This is a genomic window from Oceanobacter sp. 3_MG-2023, assembly GCF_030688925.1.
GTDB lineage: Bacteria > Pseudomonadota > Gammaproteobacteria > Pseudomonadales > Oceanobacteraceae > Oceanobacter.
In genome coordinates, this window is the sequence record NZ_JAUYVX010000007.1 from 155,094 (window position 1) to 173,963 (window position 18,870).

Below are 18,870 nucleotides of genomic sequence, written 5' to 3' on the forward strand. Positions count from 1 at the left end.
ACCTGATGGCAAATTTCAGGAGCTGTATGTCTATCGAGTGGAAGGATTACGCACCGGGCGAGTTCTACGATGAACTTTTCAGCGCACCCGGATGCGCGCGTGAACCTGCTGAAGCACTTATTTCCTATCTGGAATCATTCTCGGATGAAGATGTGAATTCGCGCAAAATTGCGGCCGAATCGACCATTAAGGAAATGGGTGTTTCATTTACGGTATACACAGAAGGTGGGAATATCGACCGGGCCTGGCCCTTTGATATTCTTCCCCGGGTAATTTCAAAGAATCAATGGGATAAGACGGCCGCCGGTCTGAAACAGCGTTTGCGGGCATTAAACCTCTTTATTGATGATTTGTACCACGATCAGAAGATTCTCAAAGATGGTGTGGTACCGGAATTTATACTTAAACAGTCGGTCAATTATCGCAAGGAATGCGAAGGCATCAGCCCTCGTTTTGGTGTGTGGGCCCATATTTGTGGCACCGATCTGGTGCGTGACGGGGATGGCCAGTTTTATGTGCTGGAAGATAACCTGCGCGTACCATCGGGCGTATCCTATATGCTGGAAAACCGCTCCATCATGAAGCGGGTTATTCCGGAAGTATTTGAAAAAGTCAGCATTGCTCCTGTGGGCGATTACCCTGAGCACTTGTTTGAGACCCTGGCCGCCCTGTCACCACGTGAAGTCGAAAAACCGGTCGTCGTGGTTCTGACGCCAGGGATTTACAACTCCGCGTATTTTGAACACGCCTTTCTGGCACAGCGCATGGGTGCCGAGCTGGTTGAAGGCAGTGACCTGATGGTGACTGAAGACGACTGCGTCTACATGAAAACCATCGCCGGTCTGGAACGGGTCGACGTGATCTATCGCCGTATCGATGATTTGTTCCTCGATCCGGAAGTGTTCCACCCCGATTCAACGCTGGGTGTTCCTGGTCTGATGCGTGCCTGGCGTGCCGGTAATGTCGCCCTGGCGAATGCACCGGGCGCAGGTGTGGCGGATGACAAGGTGGTGTATGCCTTTGTTCCGGCTATCATCAAGTATTATCTGGGTGAAGAGCCATTGATTCCCAATGTGGAAACCTTTTTGTGTTATGACGATGTCCAGCGTCAGCACGTGTTGGAGAACCTCGACAAACTGGTGGTTAAACCCGCCAATGAGTCCGGTGGTTATGGCATGTTGATTGGGCCACATTCCACCAAGAAAGAGCGCGAAACCTTTGCCGATCTGATCAAGGCCAACCCGCGTAACTACATTGCCCAGCCAACGCTGGCCTTGTCGACCTCGCCAACACTGGTGGGCAAAAACAAGGTTGAACCCCGTCACCTGGATCTGCGGCCGTTTGTACTGCAGTCCCGCGACAGCTATGTCACTACCGGTGGCTTGACCCGGGTTGCCATGAAAAAAGGTTCTCTGGTGGTTAATTCTTCTCAGGGTGGCGGCAGCAAGGACACCTGGATTGTCGATACAGGAACAGGAATCGAATAATGCTATCGAAAGTTGCAGAACGTATTTACTGGTCCGCTCGCTATCTGGAGCGGGTTGAAAGCACAGCGCGACTGCTGAGCATTTATGACAAGCTGTTGTTTGACATGCCTCGGCGGGTCAATCTGGGCTGGTACAATCTTATTGTGATCAACAGCCTGGAAGACGACTACAATAGTCGGTATTCCGTTCGTGATGAGCGTAATGTGGTGAAGTTCCTGCTGGGTGATGACACCAACCCTTGTTCGATAGTGAATTCTTTGCGAGCGATTCGTGAGAATATCCGTACGACACGGGATGTGATTCCAGCGGAAGCCTGGGAACTGGTCAACGAGCTGAGCATGTTTGTGCAAGAGAATCTGTCTCTTGGCATTAACCGCAGTATGCGTCACGAGTTCCTGGAGAGCATCATCAAGTCCTGCCAGCAAATTGTTGGCTTGCTGTACGTCAATATGACCCGGGACGAAGGCTGGGACATGTTGTTGATGGGGCAAAACCTGGAACGGGCAGACATGACTTCCCGTAACCTGGATGCTGCTATTGCTGCGATCCATCAGGTGGCTGATGATGAATACGCCGTTAACAGTCGTCAGATTATCTGGGGTAATGTGCTGCGCTCATTAAATGCCGACCAGCCGTTCCGCCGTACCATGCGCTCAGCCATCAAGGGAACGCCGGTGGTCACGTTTCTGTTGGGCGATGAGCAGTTTCCCCGGTCCATTGCATTTTGTTTGAAAAAAATCGTGGCAAGCTCGGATTGTTTGCCTAAAGGTGAGGGTGTGATTGCTCGCACCCGACTGATTTGTGACGAAGTGGCGGCGGACCTGGAAGCTGAAGAATTTAATGTCGCTTTCCGTGAAGATCTGAATGAACTGCAATTGTCACTGGCAGATGTTCATGACCTGATACAAAAAACCTGGTTCCTGTCGGATCAATAGCGAAGTCCCAACCGGCATCAGGGATGAAAATGAAATGCTGGTCTGGCGATGCCGGCCAGCATTTATAATGATATTCAGAGATTTCCTATTTCGGGAGCAGTTATGACTATCCGTGTTGCGATTCAGCACAACACATACTACGACTTCGACCGGCCTGTTTCACTGTCACCCCATGTGGTTCGACTGCGTCCAGCGCCTCATTGTCGTACACCTATTGAAGCGTATAGCCTCAAGGTTCAGCCAGAAGAGCATTTTATCAACTGGCAACAGGATGCTTATGGCAACTACCTGGCTCGATTGGTATTTCCCGAGAAGACCCGCAAGTTCTCGGTAGAGGTTGAAGTCATTGCCGATATGACGGTTGTGAATCCGTTTGACTTTTTCCTGGAAGAAGACGCGGAAGAGTTTCCATTCGAATACGACAAGCAAACCAAAAAAGAACTGCAGCCTTATCTGGAGCTGGAGCCACAAGGGCCGGCTTTCGAAAAGTTTCTGGCTGGTATCTCGACAGAAAAACGCCGCACCATCGACTTTCTGGTCGACGTCAATTCCCAGCTGGAACAGCTGATTGACTACACCATTCGTATGGAGCCAGGCGTTCAGACACCGGAAGAGACGCTGGAAAAACACCTCGGCTCCTGTCGTGACAGTGCCTGGCTGATGGTGCAAGCCGTGCGTCATCTGGGTATGGCGGCGCGGTTTGCTTCCGGTTATCTGGTGCAGTTGACCTCAGACGAAAAGTCGCTCGACGGCCCTTCCGGCCCGGAAGAAGACTTTACCGACCTGCACGCCTGGTGCGAAGTTTATCTGCCAGGAGCAGGCTGGGTTGGTCTGGATCCTACTTCCGGGCTGTTTGCCGGTGAGGGCCATATTCCTCTGGCCTGTACACCACACCCGGTATCGGCAGCCCCGATCAATGGTTTCACCGACAAGTGCGAAGTGGAGTTTGACTTCAAGAACGACGTGACCCGCTTCCATGAAGACCCTCGTGTCACCAAGCCGTACACCGATGCCGAATGGGCCGATGTGCTGTCACTGGGCGACAAGGTCGACGCCTTGCTGGAAGAAAACGATGTCCGGCTGACCATGGGGGGTGAGCCAACTTTCGTATCGATTGATGACATGGAATCGGCCCAGTGGAACACCGAAGCCCTGGGTGCCCACAAGCTGAGTCTGGCCAAAACCCTGCTGTTGAAATTGCGTGACCGTTTTGCTCCGCAAGGCATGCTGCATTACGGCCAGGGCAAATGGTATCCCGGCGAAGAAGTTCCCCGTTGGGCACTGGGTGTGTTCTGGCGGACCGATAACGAACCGATGTGGACACGCCCCGAGCTGTTGGCCCGGGTCGATAAAGACTACGGCCACACCGAAAAAGACGCAGGCCGGTTTGCTACCCTGTTGTCGGAAAAACTGGGTCTGTCTGACGAATATGTGCAAGCGGCGTATGAAGACGGCTTGCATTACCTGCTTGAAGAACAGAACCTGCCGGTCAACCTGGATTCTGAAATTGCAGAAGCCAAGGATGAGCTGGCCCGTCGCCGTCTGGCTCGTGTGCTGGATCAGGGGCTGAATACCCCCACCGGTTTTGTTGTGCCGGTTGAGTGGGACTTTTATGGCCAGAGCTGGCGCTCCAGCGTGTGGGAATTACGCCGTGGCCGCATTACGCTGATACCGGGTGATTCACCCATGGGTCTGCGTTTGCCATTGCAAGGGCTGCCATGGTCAGAAGAAGTACCGCTGCCACAGGAAGCCGACCCGTTCCGCACCACAGAAGCGCTGCAAAGTCGCGAAGACATTATCAGCAACTTTACGGCAACAGTTGCGGAGCCGATTGCGGAACAGGTTGTCTCGGACGAACAGTCACAGCAACAACGCACTGACGATGACGACCAGTCCGAAACCTACTGGCGTAATCTGGTACGGACGGCAATGTGTATCGAGGCCCGTGGTGGCAAGATTCATATTTTCCTGCCACCACTACCGTATCTGGAAAGCTACGTTGCCTTGCTCACCATGATCGAGGAAACCGCTGCTGAGCTGGAGATGCCGATCATTATCGAAGGCTATGAGCCTCCACGTGACTGGCGGATGCAGAAATTGCTGGTTACACCGGACCCTGGTGTTATCGAGGTGAATATTCACCCGGCCGACAACTGGCGCGATATGATGCATACCATGAACGAACTGTATCAGGCGGCTCGTGAGTCGCGCCTGGGAACAGAGAAATTCATGTTGGATGGCCGTCACTCCGGTACCGGTGGTGGTAACCACATCACTTTGGGTGGTAAAACACCGGCAGACAGCCCGATGCTCCGCCGTCCCGATCTGCTCCGCAGCTTCGTGACCTATTGGCAGCATCACCCGAGCTTGTCCTACCTGTTTTCGGGTGCTTTTATCGGCCCGACCAGTCAGGCACCTCGTGTGGACGAAGGCCGTGATGAAGGCTTGTATGAGCTGGAAATCGCTTTCCAGCAAATGCCGGAAGGTGAGTCCGCCTTGCCATGGCTGGTCGATCGTATCATGCGTAACCTGCTGATCGATGTGACCGGTAATACCCACCGGGCTGAATTCTGTATCGATAAACTGTTTGCACCGGGTAGCCCGTCAGGCCGTTTGGGGATTCTGGAATTCCGTGGCTTTGAAATGCCACCGCACAGCCGCATGGGTCTGGTGCAGGCGTTGCTGATCCGGGCCTTGCTGATCCGTTTCTGGAAAGATCCATACAAGCATGATCTGGTGCGCTGGAATACCCAGTTACACGACAAGTTCATGTTGCCGCACTACGTCTGGGAAGACGTCAAGGAAGTCGCCCAGGACCTGCAGGAACATGGTCTCGATTTCCGCGCCGAGTGGCTGTTGCCGTTTGAAGAGTTCCGCTTCCCGCACTACGGTCGGGTTGAACTCGGTGATATCAAGATCGAATTACGCTGGGCCATCGAGCCATGGCATGTATTGGGTGAAGAAGTCTCCAGCTTCGGTACATCCCGTTATGTGGATTCTTCCGTGGAACGTTTGCAGGTCAAGGTCTACGGCATGACCAACAAGCGCTATGTACTGGCGTGTAATGGTCGTCGTGTACCACTGACCAGCACCGGTCGCCATGGCGAAATGGTTGCCGGGGTGCGTTACAAGGCATGGGCGCCACCGTCGGCGTTGCATCCAACCATTGGCGTGCAATCACCATTGGTGTTTGATCTGATTGATACTTGGAACGGTCGCTCCGTGGGTGGCTGTAGCTACCACGTATCGCATCCGGGTGGCCGCAGTTACGACACCTTCCCGGTGAACTCCTTTGAAGCGGAATCACGTCGGGTCAATCGTTTCTCGACACTGGATCATAGCCACGGTGAGTATTCACCCCGTCCGGATGTGGATGCTATTCGGGAGTTTTTCCCTCATAGCGAGCCACGTCCAATGGCTCCGCCACCGGAAGAGTCTCCGAACGACTATCCTTGTACGCTGGACTTGCGGCGGAAATAAATCAGGCTGGCTCCCCTCGCTGCTGAGGGGAGCAAACAAAGCTGAGACAATTTCCCCAATCTGACATAATGGTCGCTAATAAGCGGCCATTTTTTTGGCCTGAATTTTTAACGAGCATTTATTGAAATCCGCAGCGAGAACAAGCATGTCGCAGACTATGTCACAGGCCTCCGGGCCAGACAGCGATGATCTGATCTATCGTCATAATCCGGCGCTTCAGGATGAAGCTGTCGATGCCAATGGAGAGCTGCGCCCGCACTGGTCCTATCTTCTCGACAGCCTGAAAGAGCTGGGGCCAGCGTTATTTGATGAACGACAGTCAAAAGCGTTGCGTATTCTACGGGACGATGGGGCGACCTATAACATCTACAGCGACTCCAGCACGCCATCTCACACCTGGAATATGGATCTGGTTCCGTATGTGATTGGCAGTGAAGAGTGGGGCCGGATCGAGGCAGGCTTGCTGGAGCGGGCGGAGTTGTTCAATCTGCTGCTGCGTGACCTGTACGGTAATCGGGAGCTGATTCGCTCCGGTGTGATTCCGCCGGATGCCTTGTTTTGCCACCGTGGTTTTTTACGGGCCTGTAACGGTATCAAATTACCCGGTGAGCACGACCTGATTTTGCACTCGGTTGATCTGGTGCGTGGTGCCGATGGCCAGATGATGGCCATGGGGGATCGCGCCCAAAGCCCGAGTGGAGCCGGGTATTCGTTGGAAAACCGCAACGTGATGTCACGGGTTTTTCCTAGCCTGTTTCGCGATAGCCATGTACATCGGCTGGCGGCCTTTTTTCAGCGTTTACGTACCAAGCTGAATTCCTTGTCACCCAACAGCGCACCGCGTGTGGCTGTGATGACGCCAGGTGCCCATAACGAAACCTATTTTGAACATGCCTACCTGGCCAACTACCTGGGTTTTCATCTGGTTCAGAGTGATGACCTGGTCGTCCGTAATGGCTTTTTATGGATGAAATCTCTGGATGGCCTGAGCCGGGTCGATGTCTTGCTGCGCCGGGTAGACGACTGGTTTTGTGATCCGGTCGAATTACGGGGTGATTCCCGTCTCGGGGTGGCCAACCTGCTGGAAGTAGTGCGTGCCGGTAATGTGGTAGTGGCTAATCCACTGGGCTCCGGTATTCTCGAAAATCCGGTTTTTTTGCGTTATCTGCCCGGTATTGCCAAACATTTTCTTGGTCGTGAACTGCGTTTGCCATCGGTCGAAACCCACTGGTGTGGCCGTGAGGACGATCGGGCGTATGTGCTGGATCACTTGCATGAGCTGGTGGTCAAGCCGGTGTATCGTAATCTTGATAACCGCAGTTTGTACGGCCCGGAGCTGAGCGCAGAAGAAGCCCGCTCGCTGAAAGCCCGGATTGAGGCGGACCCGACCCAGTATGTGGCTCAGCCGGTCATGGAAGCCGCCCACGTCCCGTCATTTGTTGACGGTGTGCTGAAACCACGTCCGGTAATTTTGCGCAGCTTTGCCGTCGCAACGGATACCTCGTATACCGTGATGCCCGGTGGCCTGACCCGTATCGGTCAGGACGAACGTTCATTCATGATTTCCAACCAGACCGGTGCCAAGAGCAAGGACACCTGGGTGATCGCTTCTGAGCCGGAGCGTATGGTGCATGATGAGCAGGTCGATGAGCCGGTCAGTCGCGAAGCCGACCTGATCAGCTTGCCCAGTCGGGTGGTGGAAAACCTGTTCTGGATGGGGCGTTATGCCGAGCGTGCCGAAGCCGCGCTGCGAATCCTGCGTACCGCCTTTATGATGTTGAACGGCGAAGAGCGAATCAGTGATATAACCCAGCATCAGTTGCTGCATGCGGTATCGATGATTACTGCCACACCGTCACGCTCCACTGATGAACAAACCGCAGAAGAAGCCTTGCGCGGCATTATCGAAAACGGCTCAGTATTACGCAGTATTTCCGGCAACCTTAATGCCATGCTTTATTGCGCAGAAGAGACCAAAGAGCTGTTGTCATCGGATACCTATCGTGTCATCAACGACATTCGTGATGCCCTGAATATGCTGGGGGTCAGTTTCTCGGGCAGCCTGGCATCGGCACCGGAAGAAGCCCTCGATCCCTTGGTAACCGCCTTGATGGCCTTGTCTGGCCTGACCCAGGAAAGCATGATCCGAGGCTTTGGCTGGCGCTTTATGGATATGGGACGGCGTCTCGAACGGGGTTATCAGATCGCCATTGCCATCGACAGTCTGATTGTTCCGGTGTTGTCGGAGTCGGATCAGAGCAAGCTCTGTGAGGCACTGCTGTTATCGCTGGAAGCCCTGATCAGCTATCGTCGCCGTTATCGTGCCCGTGTCGGTATTCAGACCAGTCTCGATCTGGTGATGATGGACCCGACCAATCCACGTTCGTTGATGTATCAGGTTGAGCAATTACGACAACATATCGGGGCGTTGCCAAAAACACCGACCCAGATGCACGAGTTGTCTGCGGATGAACGTCGTATCCTTGAATGTGAAACCTTGCTCAAGCTGTCATCACTGGCAGAGCTCAGCAAGGCTGACGGCTTCCAACGCAGCCATCTGGGTGAGCAAATGACCAAAATAGCCGACCAGTTAAGCGGCCTGAGTGAAATGATTACAGACAAATACTTTGATCACCGGGAAGCGTCACAGCAACTGGTTAACAGTACCTGGGAAAGCATCTAGTGTTATATCGCATTCGTCATACCACAGAATATGTGTACCACAGTCGGGTTTCCCACTGTTACAACATGGCCCACGTGACGCCACGGGACACCCTGCGTCAGCAGTGTCTGTCGACCCGTGTTGACGTCTTGCCCGGTGCGGCTTTTACCTCGAACCGGTGTGATTATTTTGGCAATAATGCCTATCACTTTGAAATACAGAAACCGCACAAAAAACTGGTGATCACCTCGACCAGCGAAGTGCGTACCAGTCTGCAAAAAGCCGCTCCAGAGCTGGAGCTGGGTATCAGCTGTCGTGATGCGCGGGAGGCGATGAGTTCATCCCGGGCACCGGAAGTCTTGTTGGCGCGGGAGTTTTTGCTGGACTCGCCGATGCTCAAGGCATCACAGACCCTGAAAGAATATGCCGATAGTCTGTTTGACGACAATACGCCGTTACTGACTGCCGTTATGAACCTGACCAGCAAGATCTATCAGGAGTTTGAATACTCTCCGGCGTCCACCACCATCGCCACTCCCTTGCAGGAAGTTCTTGAAAGCCGTCGTGGCGTTTGCCAGGATTTTGCGCATCTGCAAATTGCCATCTTACGATCGTTAGGTTTTGCAGCCCGTTACGTTTCTGGCTATCTGGAAACCCTGCCGCCACCGGGGCAGGAAAAAATGGTGGGTGCCGATGCTACCCACGCCTGGCTGGCGGTATACGCTCCCGGAGAAGGCTGGTTTGAATACGATCCAACCAATAACTGCATGGCCCATGAACAGCATATTGTCACAGCCTGGGGCCGCGACTTTTATGATGTGACGCCGCTGTGTGGCGTTATTTATGGTGGCGGCAGTAATCCGGTATTACGTGTTGCGGTTGATGTAACGCGCCTGACCTGAACGCCACTTTTTGTTGAATGTTTTCTCGTCGCAGGACAGAGCATGATTCGCACCCTGATGATCAACAGCAGCGGCCAGTCGTTCAGTGGCGGTGAAGAGCTGATACACGATTGGTGTGGCGACAATAACAGCCGACTCTGGCTGGACCTGACGTCGGAGGGGGCTGAAAAATATCATCAGGAACGGCAGTTGTTACTGGGCCTGGGGTGTCATGCCCTGGCTATCGAAGACGCCCAGCGCGATCGCCACCCGCCCAAATACGAAGCCTTTGAAGATCACGTCTTTATTCTGTATCGCGGTATTGCCCATTTCGACAGTGAGCTGCACTACCAGCCCCAGTCCGTGGCATTTTTTATCAGTGAGCGCTTGCTGATCAGTTACCATCCGTTGCCGACCGAAAGTATTAATCTGCTGATGACAGGTCATGGCGGCATTCATTTACAACGCTGCCCGGCCCAACTGGCGTTACGCATCATGCATACCTCCGCCGGTATGTACCTGGAGCATGTGCTGGCTTTTGAAGACCAGCTCAGTGATCTGGAAGATGCCTTGTACGAGCAGGGCACTGACGCCTTGATGCGTCAGTTAATGGGGTATCGTTCCCGGTTGGTGAAATTGCGGCGGGTGTTTAATTATCACCAAAGCATCACCGATGAATTAAAAACCAGTGATCTGGCGTTGTTTACACAACCAGATCTGGAGCTGGACCACACACTGAACGACTTGCATGACCGCTTTGAGCGGCTGGCCAGCCTGGTAGCGATGTTTTATGACATCTGTGGTGATCTGATTGATGGTTATCTTGCTGTTGCATCACACCAGCTTAACAACACCATGCGGGTGCTCACCGTGATTACCGCGATATTTATTCCGCTTGGGTTTCTGGCCGGTTTGTACGGCATGAACTTCGATTATATCCCCGAGCTGAAAGTCGCAAACGGCTATTTTATTTTGCTGGGAGTGATGGCGACTCTGGCCGTGGGGCTGTTGGTCTGGTTTCGCAAGTTACGCTGGTTATAACGCAGAGGTCAGGAGGCAATACCTGGATACCTGTCCGGTACCCATGGGACTGCGCTGAACAGGCCACGACTCTGCCCCAGCCTTGGGCCGGGACATGAAGCGTGGCGCTGAACGATTGCCAGATTTACATCACTCGCATGCCTGGCTGTGAACCTTCATTGGGTTCCAACAGGTAGATCTCGGAGCCACCTGGCCCGGCGGCCAACACCATACCTTCAGACAGGCCAAACTTCATTTTCCGGGGTGCCAGGTTGGCAACCATAATGGTGAGTTTGCCTTCAAGGTCTTCTGGCTGGTAGGCCGCCTTAATACCAGAGAAAACGTTGCGGGTCTCGCCGTTACCAATATCCAGCGTCAGTTGCAGCAGTTTGTCGGCACCTTCAACGTGGTCAGCCTTGACGATGCGGGCAACGCGCAGGTCGACCTTGGCGAAGTCGGGGAATTCGATGGTGTCGGCAATCACTTCGTTGCCATCTTCCCTGAGTTCAGGCCCTTTGGATTTTTTCTTCTTCTCTTGTTTACTTGTTTTGGCCGGGGCCGTGCTGGTTTCCGGCGTTGGTTGTTCACCGTTTTCGATCGCCAGTTCGGCCTTGGTTTCTTCCAGAATCGCAGTGACCTTGTCCATCTCGGCCCGGGCCAGCATGGGTTTGAACTTGTTGATCTCGTGGCCCAGCAGGATATTGCTGCGGGCTTCCCAGTCGAGGGAGTCGAGGTTCATGAACTGGCAGGTTTTTTCTGCCAGCTCAGGTAATACCGGAGTCAGGTAGGTCATCAGCTGGCGGAACAGGTTGAGGGCAACGGAGCAGACGTCGATAACTTCTTGCTGACGGCCTTCTTCCTTGTTCATGGCCCAGGGGGCTTTTTCCTGAATGTATTCGTTGGCACGATCGGCCAGAGCCATGATGTCTTTCATGGCTTTGCCGAAATCGCGTGCTTCGTAGTGGGCGGCAATCGGGGTTCCGGCGTCGATAAATTCCTGCACCATGGCTGGCTCAGCACAGCTGTCGCTGAGCTTGCCTCCGGCTTTGAAGACAAAGTTGGCGGTACGGCTGGCGATGTTGACCAGTTTGTTGACCAGGTCGGTGTTGGCGCGCTGGACGAAGTCTTCGAGATTGAGATCGAAGTCATCAACGCTGGAGCCCAGTTTGGCAGCAAAGTAGTAACGCAGGTAAGTCGGGTTCAGATGGTTGAGATAGGTGCGGGCCTTGATAAAGGTGCCTCGCGACTTCGACATTTTGGCACCGTTGACGGTGACAAAACCATGGGCGTTGACTGCCGTTGGAGTGCGGTAGTCTGCTGCACTGAGCATGGCTGGCCAGAACAGGGCATGGAAGTTGACGATATCCTTGCCGATAAAGTGGTACACCTCAGCGTCGGAACCAACTTTCCAGTAGTCGTCGAAGTTCAGGCCACGGGCCTGACCGGCGTCGGAGTTGCAAAGGTTTCTGAACGAGGCCATGTAGCCAATCGGTGCATCCAGCCAGACGTAGAAGTACTTGCCTGGAGCATCAGGAATTTCAAAGCCGAAGTAAGGAGCGTCACGGGAGATATCCCACTCTTGCAAACCGGAGTCCAGCCATTCAGCCAGCTTGTTGGCAATTTCCGGTTGCAGGGTGCCGGAGCGTGTCCAGTCCTTCAGAAAGGCATCAAAATCTTGCAGCTTGAAGAAATAATGCTCGGACTCTTTTTCAATCGGTGTGGCGCCCGAGATGGTGGAGTACGGGTTTTTGAGCTCTGCGGGTGTATAGGTTGCGCCGCACGCTTCGCAGTTGTCACCGTATTGGTCTGGCGTTGAACACTTGGGACAGTCACCCTTGATGTAGCGGTCGGCAAGGAAGATTTCTTTTTCCGGGTCGAATGCCTGCTTGATCGAGCGTACGGCAATGTGACCCTTGTCGCGCAGACGGGTGTATATCTGACAGGACAACTCACGGTTTTCTTCACTGTGGGTGCTGTGAAAGTTGTCAAAACCGATCTGGAAAGCGGCAAAGTCGGCTTCGTGTTCCGCCTTGACGGCAGCAATCTGGTCTTCCGGTGAGCGGCCTTCCTTTTCGGCGCGTAGCATGATCGCGGTGCCATGGGCGTCGTCAGCACAAACATAGGTGCACTGGTGACCACGGGACTTCTGGAAGCGAACCCAGATGTCGGTCTGGATGTATTCCAGCAGATGGCCGAGGTGAATGGAGCCGTTGGCGTAGGGCAGGGCGCTGGTGACCAGAATTTTGCGAGTGCTGTTTGTCATGGAAAGGGCTACCGGTGGAAAAACGGGTGGAAATCAAAGGGCGACATTGTAGCGGGTACAGAGAGGAGGTTCACCCTCGATGGTGAGGGTAATCCGTTGGCGGTGCGATTTATGGTGATGCCAGGAGTATCAGCAGGGTGGCACTGGCGCCACAATAAATCAGCCCCGCTTGCGCGGTCTGGGCCAGCAGGCTGTTTAATGCCCGACCGCGGAGGCTGTCGATACGGCGAATCAGATTCAGCACCGGTTTCAGACACAGTCCTGCTGGAAGCAGCATCAGCCAGGGGCAGGGCCAGGCGGCGACCAGGTGTACAAGCAAGGCCGCTATCATAACGCCAACAAACAGCCGCCGGGTGCGTGTTTCTCCCAGTCGGGCTGGCAGGGTGAGTTTGCCACTGGCCAGGTCGGTGGGAATATCACGCAGGTTGTTGACCAGTAATATGGCGACACTGAACAGTCCGGCGCTGGTGCCATACAACCAGGCGGTGACGGTCAACTCACCGGTTTGCAGCCAGTAGCTGCCCATTACCGCAATCCAGCCAAAAAATACCAGAACCGTAACCTCCCCCAGGCCCATGGAGGCCAGTGGCGCTGGCCCGGCACTGTAGGCAAAGACGGCGAGTAAGCAGGCGATGCCGATAAACAGTAAATTCCAGCTGGTCAGGGCAGCCAGTGTCAGACCGAACAAGGTGGCCAGCAGGGTAAAAATGGCCAGTGCAACCGCCATGGCCGCCGGAGTAATAAAGCCGGATTGCACCATTCGGGCCGGGCCGAGGCGGGCTTCGGTATCGACACCGCTGAGGCCATCAAACAGATCGTTGGCGAGATTGACGGCAATTTGCAGGGCAACGGCACAGAGTATGGCCAGGCCAAACAGCAGACCGTTGAGCTGGGTCTCGGTCGATGCCAGTGCAGTGCCCAATAGAATCGGGCCAATGGAAGCAGGGATGGTTTTCGGGCGAATGGCTAGCCACCAGTACGACACGCGGGATTCCTCAGAATATGGGGCTGTTATCGGAGTATGGTTGCGCGGAGTTATCAGGCCGCAGAAATGCAGAGCTTATAACAAAACCTTGAGTCAGGTGGCTTCTGGATTAATTGAATGAAGGCTAGAGTGGCACTTATATCAATCTGATCGTGAATAACAAAGAGAATCAATATGCAGCAGCTGGTCGCCCCTGTCATCCTTCCCATCGTCCTTGCCTTGATTATGTTTACCATGGGGTTGGGGTTGGGGTTGACCCGTCAGCATTTTGTCGCGGTGTGGCGTCAGCCAACAGTGTGCCTGATAGGCTTGTTCTTGCAGATAGTCTTGTTACCTGTCATTGCCCTGATCATTATTGTGTTGTTCAAATTACCCTTGATGGCCGGTGCCGGCCTGTTTCTGGTGGCGCTTTGCCCTGGTGGTGCCACGTCCAACATGCTGACTTTCCTGGCGCGCGGTAATGTGGCGCTGAGTATTTCTTTGACGGCGATGACGAGCCTGCTGGTGCCGTTTACCTTGCCGGTGTTATTTGCTGTGTATATGCAATTCGCCGGTGCGGAGATCAACCAGTTTGGTTTGCCGGTTGGTTTAATGATTGTTCAGTTGATGGTTGTGACACTGGTACCGGTTGTTCTGGGGATGACCTTGCGCCATTTCTGGACGCGGCTGGCGATGCAGGCCGAGCGACAGGTCAAGTTGGTGGCGACCTTCCTGATGTTACTGGTGATTGGGTTGTTACTGGTGGACAACTGGGGCGTTGTTGAAAAAATGGTGTCACTGACGGGCGTCGCGGTCATGACGTTAAGTGTGTCTGCGTTACTGCTGGCCTGGGTGATTACCCGGCAGTTATCTCTGAATGCGTCAGACAGTCGTGCGATTACGATGGAAGTCGGCGTGCAGAATGCAGGAACGGCGATGATGGTGGCGTTAACGATATTGCATCAACCCGAGTTGGCCATTGTACCGCTGATGTATGGTTTGCTGATGAATATTCCGGTGTTTGGATTTATTGGCTGGGTGATCCGGGACGATGGTTCCGAACTGCAGCAAAAGGTCAGTTGATAGCTGGTAACTGTTGCTGCACCCGACCGGTGGCAGAGTGCCACCGGGGGACGTTTGTTATGACGTGACGGGTTCTTTACGCGGGCTGTCCAGGGTGACTCTGACGGCCTTGACCATATTGTCCTTGAGCTGCAGGATCTCAAAACGATAGCGGCCAATACGCAGGCAGACCGGAGATTCCGGGATGTTTTCCAGAATTTCGACGATCAGGCCGTTAATGGTTTTTGGACCATTGATCGGCAAGTCCCAGTGCATGGTCTTGTTCACATCACGAATAAAGGCCGTGCCATTGACAATAAAACTCCCGTCTTCCTGGGGATGTACATCGGGGGAGCTGGTCGACAGCACATCGGTGGTGAATTCACCGACGATTTCTTCAAGAATGTCTTCCAGTGTGCAAATGCCTTGTACATCACCGTATTCATCAACGACCAAAGCAATACGGCGCTGGTGGCTCTGAAAGTTGAACAATTGGGTGTGAAGTGGAGTGCTTTCCGGAATAAAGTACGGCTCGCGCGCTGCTGTTTCGATGTCTTCGCGGGTGAATTCGCCCTGACTCATTACCCGTGCCAGGGAGCGGGCATGAAGAATACCAATGATGTTATTGATATCGCCCCGGTAGATGGGCACCCGGGTATGCTGGGTGGTACGCAGTTGCTCGATAAGGATATCCATATCGTCATCGAGATCGATACCAAAAATTTCGTTGCGAGGCACCATGATGTCATTCACGGTCATCTTTTCGAGATCGAGAATGCTTAACAGCATGTGCTGGTGACGCTTGGGAATCATTGACCCGGCTTCCCGCACCACGGTGCGCAGCTCCTCGGTACTCAAATGATCGGAATGGGTATTGTGGACGTCGATACGAATCAGCTTCAGCAGACTGTTGGCAATGGCGTTGACAAACCAGACAAAGGGGTGCAGAAGCCACTGCAGTCCCAGCAGGATGGGAGACGCAGGAAAGGCAATTTTTTCCGGCGCAATCGCCGCAAGGGTTTTGGGTGTCAGTTCGGCAAAAATCAGTACCACCAGAGTAAACAGGATGGTGTTGACGAATACCGCAAGATCGGGGTTATCGGGCCATAGTCGTTGGCTGATAATAGTCGCCAGTGCCGCTGCGGCAAAGTTGACCAGGTTGTTGCCTGTGAGGATGGTGCCAATCAGACGATCGGGCTTTTCGAGTAGTCTGGCGGCCAATTTGGCGCCCTTGTGATTGTTTTTCACCATATGCCGCAATCGGTAGCGGTTGAGCGACATCATGCCGGTTTCTGAACTGGAGAAGAATCCTGAAAAAATGATCAGTACCGCGAGTATGCCAAACAGCACACTTAAGGGAACTTCGTTCAAGACTGCGTCCTTTGACTATTATGATTCCGTCATCATAGGGTGCCCAAGTGGGCTGTCAACTGCAGAACGATACCGGCTTGATACAGCGGCTGTGTTTGGCTGCTGTCTACGGTGTATCTGGCGCTTTGCCAGACGGGGTACTCCGGTCAGTCACGCCCTGAGTAGGACCGGTTTGAGGTCAGTTGGGATAACCCTTTGACAATCCTGAATACCGTCCAGATAAAAGTCCCCATAATAATCAGCCAGCCAATAATAATAAAAGAGGTCACAATCCCTATCACCATCATGCCCAGCCCCCACCAGAATACCTTGATGATATTGGCAAAGTGGTCTTCAAACAGAGAGCCTTGAAAATCACTGATTTTGGCCATGGCCCAGACGCCACCAATTACCCAGAACACGCCGGTAAAATAGCCGGCACCTAACAGGCAATAAGCAATCAGTGCCTGGGTTTTGGCATCATCGTCCAGTGGTGACAAAGGGGGACGAGGGGGCTTGGAAGACGAAGTATCTGGATAGCCTGACATGGAAATCTCCTGAATGGTCTGTCTGGGATATTGGCAGCGGTTATTGGTTCATATCATGCCATGGCAATCCAGCCGGGTGTTGCGGCCAGACGCTGCAACCAGGCCTGAATGGCGGGATAGCGGTCAAGCTCAAAGCCGCCTTCATGTGCCACATGAGTATAGGCATAGAGGCTGATATCGGCATTAGTGATTTGGTCGCCACAGAGCCAGGGGGTGACGGCCAGTTGCTGTTCCATGATATCCAGGGCCCGGTAACCTCCCGATTGTTTGGCGCTATATTCGTCCTGTCGTTCGGCGGGCATTCCCTGATATTTGGCAATAAAGCGGGCAACGGCAATATAGGGCTCATGGCTGTATTGTTCAAAACATTGCCACTGCTGCATCTTGGCTAGGGTAAAGGTATCCGTTGGTAACAGGTTGGAACCGGCTGCCAGGTAGTTGATGATCGCGTTGGATTCACTCAGGGTGCGACCATCATCCAGCTCCAGGACCGGAATCTTGCCATTGGGGTTTTTGCGTAAAAAGGCCTGGGAGTGAGTATCACCGGCCAGGATATCCATCCGGACCCATTGATGCGGGATATTCAGCAGCGCACATACCAGCTGGATTTTGTAGCAGTTACCGGACTGGCTATCGCCGTAGATTTTCATCAGTACTCCTGATTGTCTGTGTTGTTTGGATCTGTTCGGAGGGTTGGCTGTTGTCAGCTGGCTCGCTGTCGCAAAATATCAAACTCACGGGGGCTGACAGGCATAACGGACAAACGGTTGCCGGTTTTTATCAGCCCCAGCTCGGTGATCTCCGGCATGGCCTTGATGTCTTGCAACGGCAACACCCGTGGAAAAACCTGCGCCAGCTGGATGTCGACCTGATACCAGCGCGGCTTTTCCTGCGTGGCTTTCGGGTCGTAGTATCTGGATTCGGGATCAAACTGGCTGGGATCGACATAGCCAGCCCGCACCACTTCCGCCAGCCCGGCGATGCCAATTTCCTTGCAGCTGGAATGGTAAATAAAGACTTGATCACCCGGCTGTATCTCATCACGTAGAAAGTTGCGGGCTTGATAATTACGTACCCCGTCCCAGGGCTCTGTCTGTTTCGGTCGCGATGCCAGATCCTGGATGCTGAACGCTGTCGGTTCTGTTTTAAATAGCCAATAGTTCATAACGTGTCTGATGGGCAATGGTCGTCAGTCCTGATCATGACGGTGTTGTATGTCCAAGTACAGAACCAACCGTTGCTGGTTTGTGGGTCGTGATGACGGGAGTGTCAGCGGGTTACTGGCTGTTTTGGGCAGTGGTGTGTTTGGGGACGTGTTGTGAACAGGGGAAGGCCAATCGGGAGGGGTAATAATCAGGCACTGCTGGCTGCTGTCGTTAGTGCCTGTGGGTCTGAGCCGGCAATGGGCTAGTCGATGTATTTCAGGTCTTGCAGACGTTGGCGAATTTTCAGGGTCAGCTTGTGGATATCTCCGGCCAGTTCTTTCTCTGCATCAGAATGATTGTCGGCCTGTACCAGGCTGATGATGGATGATGCCTTGTAGTGAAACATTTTATGGGTTGCTTTCAGGTCATTAAACGCTGCGTATTGGCCGAGGTACTTTTCGCCATCGGAATAAATCCATTTGCCCAGTTCGCACTCGTCGTCACAAGCAGCATGGGTTGGATCCAGTGTTTCGTGACTGTGACCGGAGATATAGGTTTCCAGCCGGGTCAACCAGTTTTCGTGCGCAGCAATGGATACATCAATATCCAGCGATACACTGGCTCTCTTGGCTGCTTCCTTGGCATGGATAGCATCTTGATGATCGTGGCCAAATCCAAAAAAGTTCATCAATCTCATCGTCGTCTTCCCTTCGTGTCAGTTCTATCAAATCGTAGGATCGTGCAAATATTAAAATTCTAGGAGCATCGATCAGACCAATCAAACAGCCAGATCAATCATTGATTTGAAAAAGCCTGTTAATCGGTATTCATTCAGGGTAACGGCGATAATCAGCAGCGCAGCGGTGCTATTTTGACGGTCATTTATTGTTTGGGTTGCCATGATTATTGGACTGGTGCCGTATTGGAAGCCGCTGTTTTTGATTAATAATATGTTTGATCTTTTTGAAATAACAACTAGTACTATAGGGGACATTCATTTAATCCGGTGCTCACTCTGGGCTACCGGATGGTTTCGAATCACGAAGCCGACTTGCAGGCCTGACGGGTCAAGT

15 protein-coding genes are annotated in these 18,870 nt (G+C 53.3%); 7 read left to right on the plus strand and 8 right to left on the minus strand.

What is annotated here, in order from left to right; translation table 11 throughout:
* Nucleotides 1-26: 26 nt before the first annotated feature.
* From Q8W32_RS08665 to Q8W32_RS08690, 6 genes are all read left to right on the plus strand, one after another.
* Nucleotides 27-1,487, plus strand: coding sequence for a circularly permuted type 2 ATP-grasp protein (locus Q8W32_RS08665; protein WP_303432076.1), 1,461 nt, complete (start codon nucleotides 27-29; stop codon nucleotides 1,485-1,487).
* Complete coding sequence (locus Q8W32_RS08670; protein ID WP_303432075.1) at nucleotides 1,487-2,422, plus strand: alpha-E domain-containing protein; 936 nt, start codon at nucleotides 1,487-1,489, stop codon at nucleotides 2,420-2,422. Before Q8W32_RS08665 ends, Q8W32_RS08670 begins: the two co-directional genes overlap by 1 nt.
* A gap of 102 nt (nucleotides 2,423-2,524) precedes the next feature.
* Nucleotides 2,525-5,902 (plus strand): DUF2126 domain-containing protein, encoded by a 3,378-nt coding sequence (locus Q8W32_RS08675; RefSeq protein WP_303432074.1) that lies wholly within the window; start codon nucleotides 2,525-2,527, stop codon nucleotides 5,900-5,902.
* Between the two features lie 145 nt (nucleotides 5,903-6,047).
* Nucleotides 6,048-8,585 carry a circularly permuted type 2 ATP-grasp protein gene (locus Q8W32_RS08680; protein ID WP_303432073.1) on the plus strand — a complete coding sequence of 846 codons (2,538 nt, stop codon included), beginning with the start codon at nucleotides 6,048-6,050 and terminating at the stop codon, nucleotides 8,583-8,585.
* Nucleotides 8,585-9,466 carry a transglutaminase family protein gene (locus Q8W32_RS08685; protein ID WP_303432072.1) on the plus strand — a complete coding sequence of 294 codons (882 nt, stop codon included), beginning with the start codon at nucleotides 8,585-8,587 and terminating at the stop codon, nucleotides 9,464-9,466. The genes Q8W32_RS08680 and Q8W32_RS08685 overlap by 1 nt, the downstream gene beginning before the upstream one ends.
* Before the next feature lie 42 nt (nucleotides 9,467-9,508).
* Nucleotides 9,509-10,486 carry a magnesium transporter CorA family protein gene (locus Q8W32_RS08690; protein WP_305414547.1) on the plus strand — a complete coding sequence of 326 codons (978 nt, stop codon included), beginning with the start codon at nucleotides 9,509-9,511 and terminating at the stop codon, nucleotides 10,484-10,486.
* Between the two features lie 124 nt (nucleotides 10,487-10,610).
* Here Q8W32_RS08690 and metG read toward each other — a convergent pair whose 3' ends face one another.
* Both metG and menA read right to left on the minus strand, forming a co-directional pair.
* Nucleotides 10,611-12,728: a methionine--tRNA ligase gene (gene metG / locus Q8W32_RS08695; RefSeq protein ID WP_305414548.1), complete on the minus strand. Its 2,118-nt coding sequence runs from the start codon at nucleotides 12,726-12,728 to the stop codon at nucleotides 10,611-10,613.
* Between the two features lie 109 nt (nucleotides 12,729-12,837).
* On the minus strand, nucleotides 12,838-13,713 hold the full coding sequence (gene menA / locus Q8W32_RS08700) for a 1,4-dihydroxy-2-naphthoate octaprenyltransferase (protein ID WP_303432069.1): 876 nt from the start codon (nucleotides 13,711-13,713) through the stop codon (nucleotides 12,838-12,840).
* 174 nt (nucleotides 13,714-13,887) lie between these two features.
* Between menA and Q8W32_RS08705 the strand changes: the two genes are divergently transcribed.
* Entirely contained in the window at nucleotides 13,888-14,775 is an 888-nt protein-coding gene (locus Q8W32_RS08705) for a bile acid:sodium symporter family protein (RefSeq protein ID WP_305414549.1), read from the plus strand.
* A 57-nt stretch (nucleotides 14,776-14,832) separates the two neighbouring features.
* Here the strand turns inward: Q8W32_RS08705 and Q8W32_RS08710 are convergent, their stop codons facing one another.
* From Q8W32_RS08710 to Q8W32_RS08735, 6 genes are all read right to left on the minus strand, one after another.
* The gene (locus Q8W32_RS08710; RefSeq protein WP_303432067.1) at nucleotides 14,833-16,125 is read right to left on the minus strand and encodes an HlyC/CorC family transporter; all 1,293 of its coding nucleotides are present in this window, start codon (nucleotides 16,123-16,125) and stop codon (nucleotides 14,833-14,835) included.
* Nucleotides 16,126-16,271: 146 nt separating this feature from the next.
* Entirely contained in the window at nucleotides 16,272-16,652 is a 381-nt protein-coding gene (locus tag Q8W32_RS08715; RefSeq protein ID WP_303432065.1) for a hypothetical protein, read from the minus strand.
* A 53-nt stretch (nucleotides 16,653-16,705) separates the two neighbouring features.
* The gene (locus Q8W32_RS08720; RefSeq protein ID WP_305414550.1) at nucleotides 16,706-17,302 is read right to left on the minus strand and encodes a glutathione S-transferase family protein; all 597 of its coding nucleotides are present in this window, start codon (nucleotides 17,300-17,302) and stop codon (nucleotides 16,706-16,708) included.
* Between the two features lie 53 nt (nucleotides 17,303-17,355).
* Complete coding sequence (locus Q8W32_RS08725; protein WP_303432062.1) at nucleotides 17,356-17,817, minus strand: EVE domain-containing protein; 462 nt, start codon at nucleotides 17,815-17,817, stop codon at nucleotides 17,356-17,358.
* Nucleotides 17,818-18,059: 242 nt separating this feature from the next.
* Complete coding sequence (locus Q8W32_RS08730) at nucleotides 18,060-18,494, minus strand: CZB domain-containing protein (RefSeq protein ID WP_303432061.1); 435 nt, start codon at nucleotides 18,492-18,494, stop codon at nucleotides 18,060-18,062.
* Between the two features lie 81 nt (nucleotides 18,495-18,575).
* Nucleotides 18,576-18,791, minus strand: a complete 216-nt coding sequence (locus Q8W32_RS08735) for a hypothetical protein (protein WP_305414552.1) — start codon at nucleotides 18,789-18,791, stop codon at nucleotides 18,576-18,578.
* Between the last annotated feature and the right edge of the window lie 79 nt (nucleotides 18,792-18,870).

Excerpts from the sequence above, each read along its gene's own strand:
- Q8W32_RS08665 (WP_303432076.1), top strand. The coding sequence starts at position 27 with ATGTCTATCGAGTGGAAGGATTACGCACCGGGCGAGTTCTACGATGAA.
- Q8W32_RS08670 (WP_303432075.1), top strand. The coding sequence starts at position 1,487 with ATGCTATCGAAAGTTGCAGAACGTATTTACTGGTCCGCTCGCTATCTG.
- Q8W32_RS08675 (WP_303432074.1), top strand. The coding sequence starts at position 2,525 with ATGACTATCCGTGTTGCGATTCAGCACAACACATACTACGACTTCGAC.
- Q8W32_RS08680 (WP_303432073.1), top strand. The coding sequence starts at position 6,048 with ATGTCGCAGACTATGTCACAGGCCTCCGGGCCAGACAGCGATGATCTG.
- Q8W32_RS08690 (WP_305414547.1), top strand. The coding sequence starts at position 9,509 with ATGATTCGCACCCTGATGATCAACAGCAGCGGCCAGTCGTTCAGTGGC.
- metG (WP_305414548.1), bottom strand. The coding sequence starts at position 12,728 with ATGACAAACAGCACTCGCAAAATTCTGGTCACCAGCGCCCTGCCCTAC.
- Q8W32_RS08705 (WP_305414549.1), top strand. The coding sequence starts at position 13,888 with ATGCAGCAGCTGGTCGCCCCTGTCATCCTTCCCATCGTCCTTGCCTTG.
- Q8W32_RS08715 (WP_303432065.1), bottom strand. The coding sequence starts at position 16,652 with ATGTCAGGCTATCCAGATACTTCGTCTTCCAAGCCCCCTCGTCCCCCT.
- Q8W32_RS08720 (WP_305414550.1), bottom strand. The coding sequence starts at position 17,302 with ATGAAAATCTACGGCGATAGCCAGTCCGGTAACTGCTACAAAATCCAG.
- Q8W32_RS08725 (WP_303432062.1), bottom strand. The coding sequence starts at position 17,817 with ATGAACTATTGGCTATTTAAAACAGAACCGACAGCGTTCAGCATCCAG.
- Q8W32_RS08730 (WP_303432061.1), bottom strand. The coding sequence starts at position 18,494 with ATGAGATTGATGAACTTTTTTGGATTTGGCCACGATCATCAAGATGCT.
- Q8W32_RS08735 (WP_305414552.1), bottom strand. The coding sequence starts at position 18,791 with ATGTCCCCTATAGTACTAGTTGTTATTTCAAAAAGATCAAACATATTA.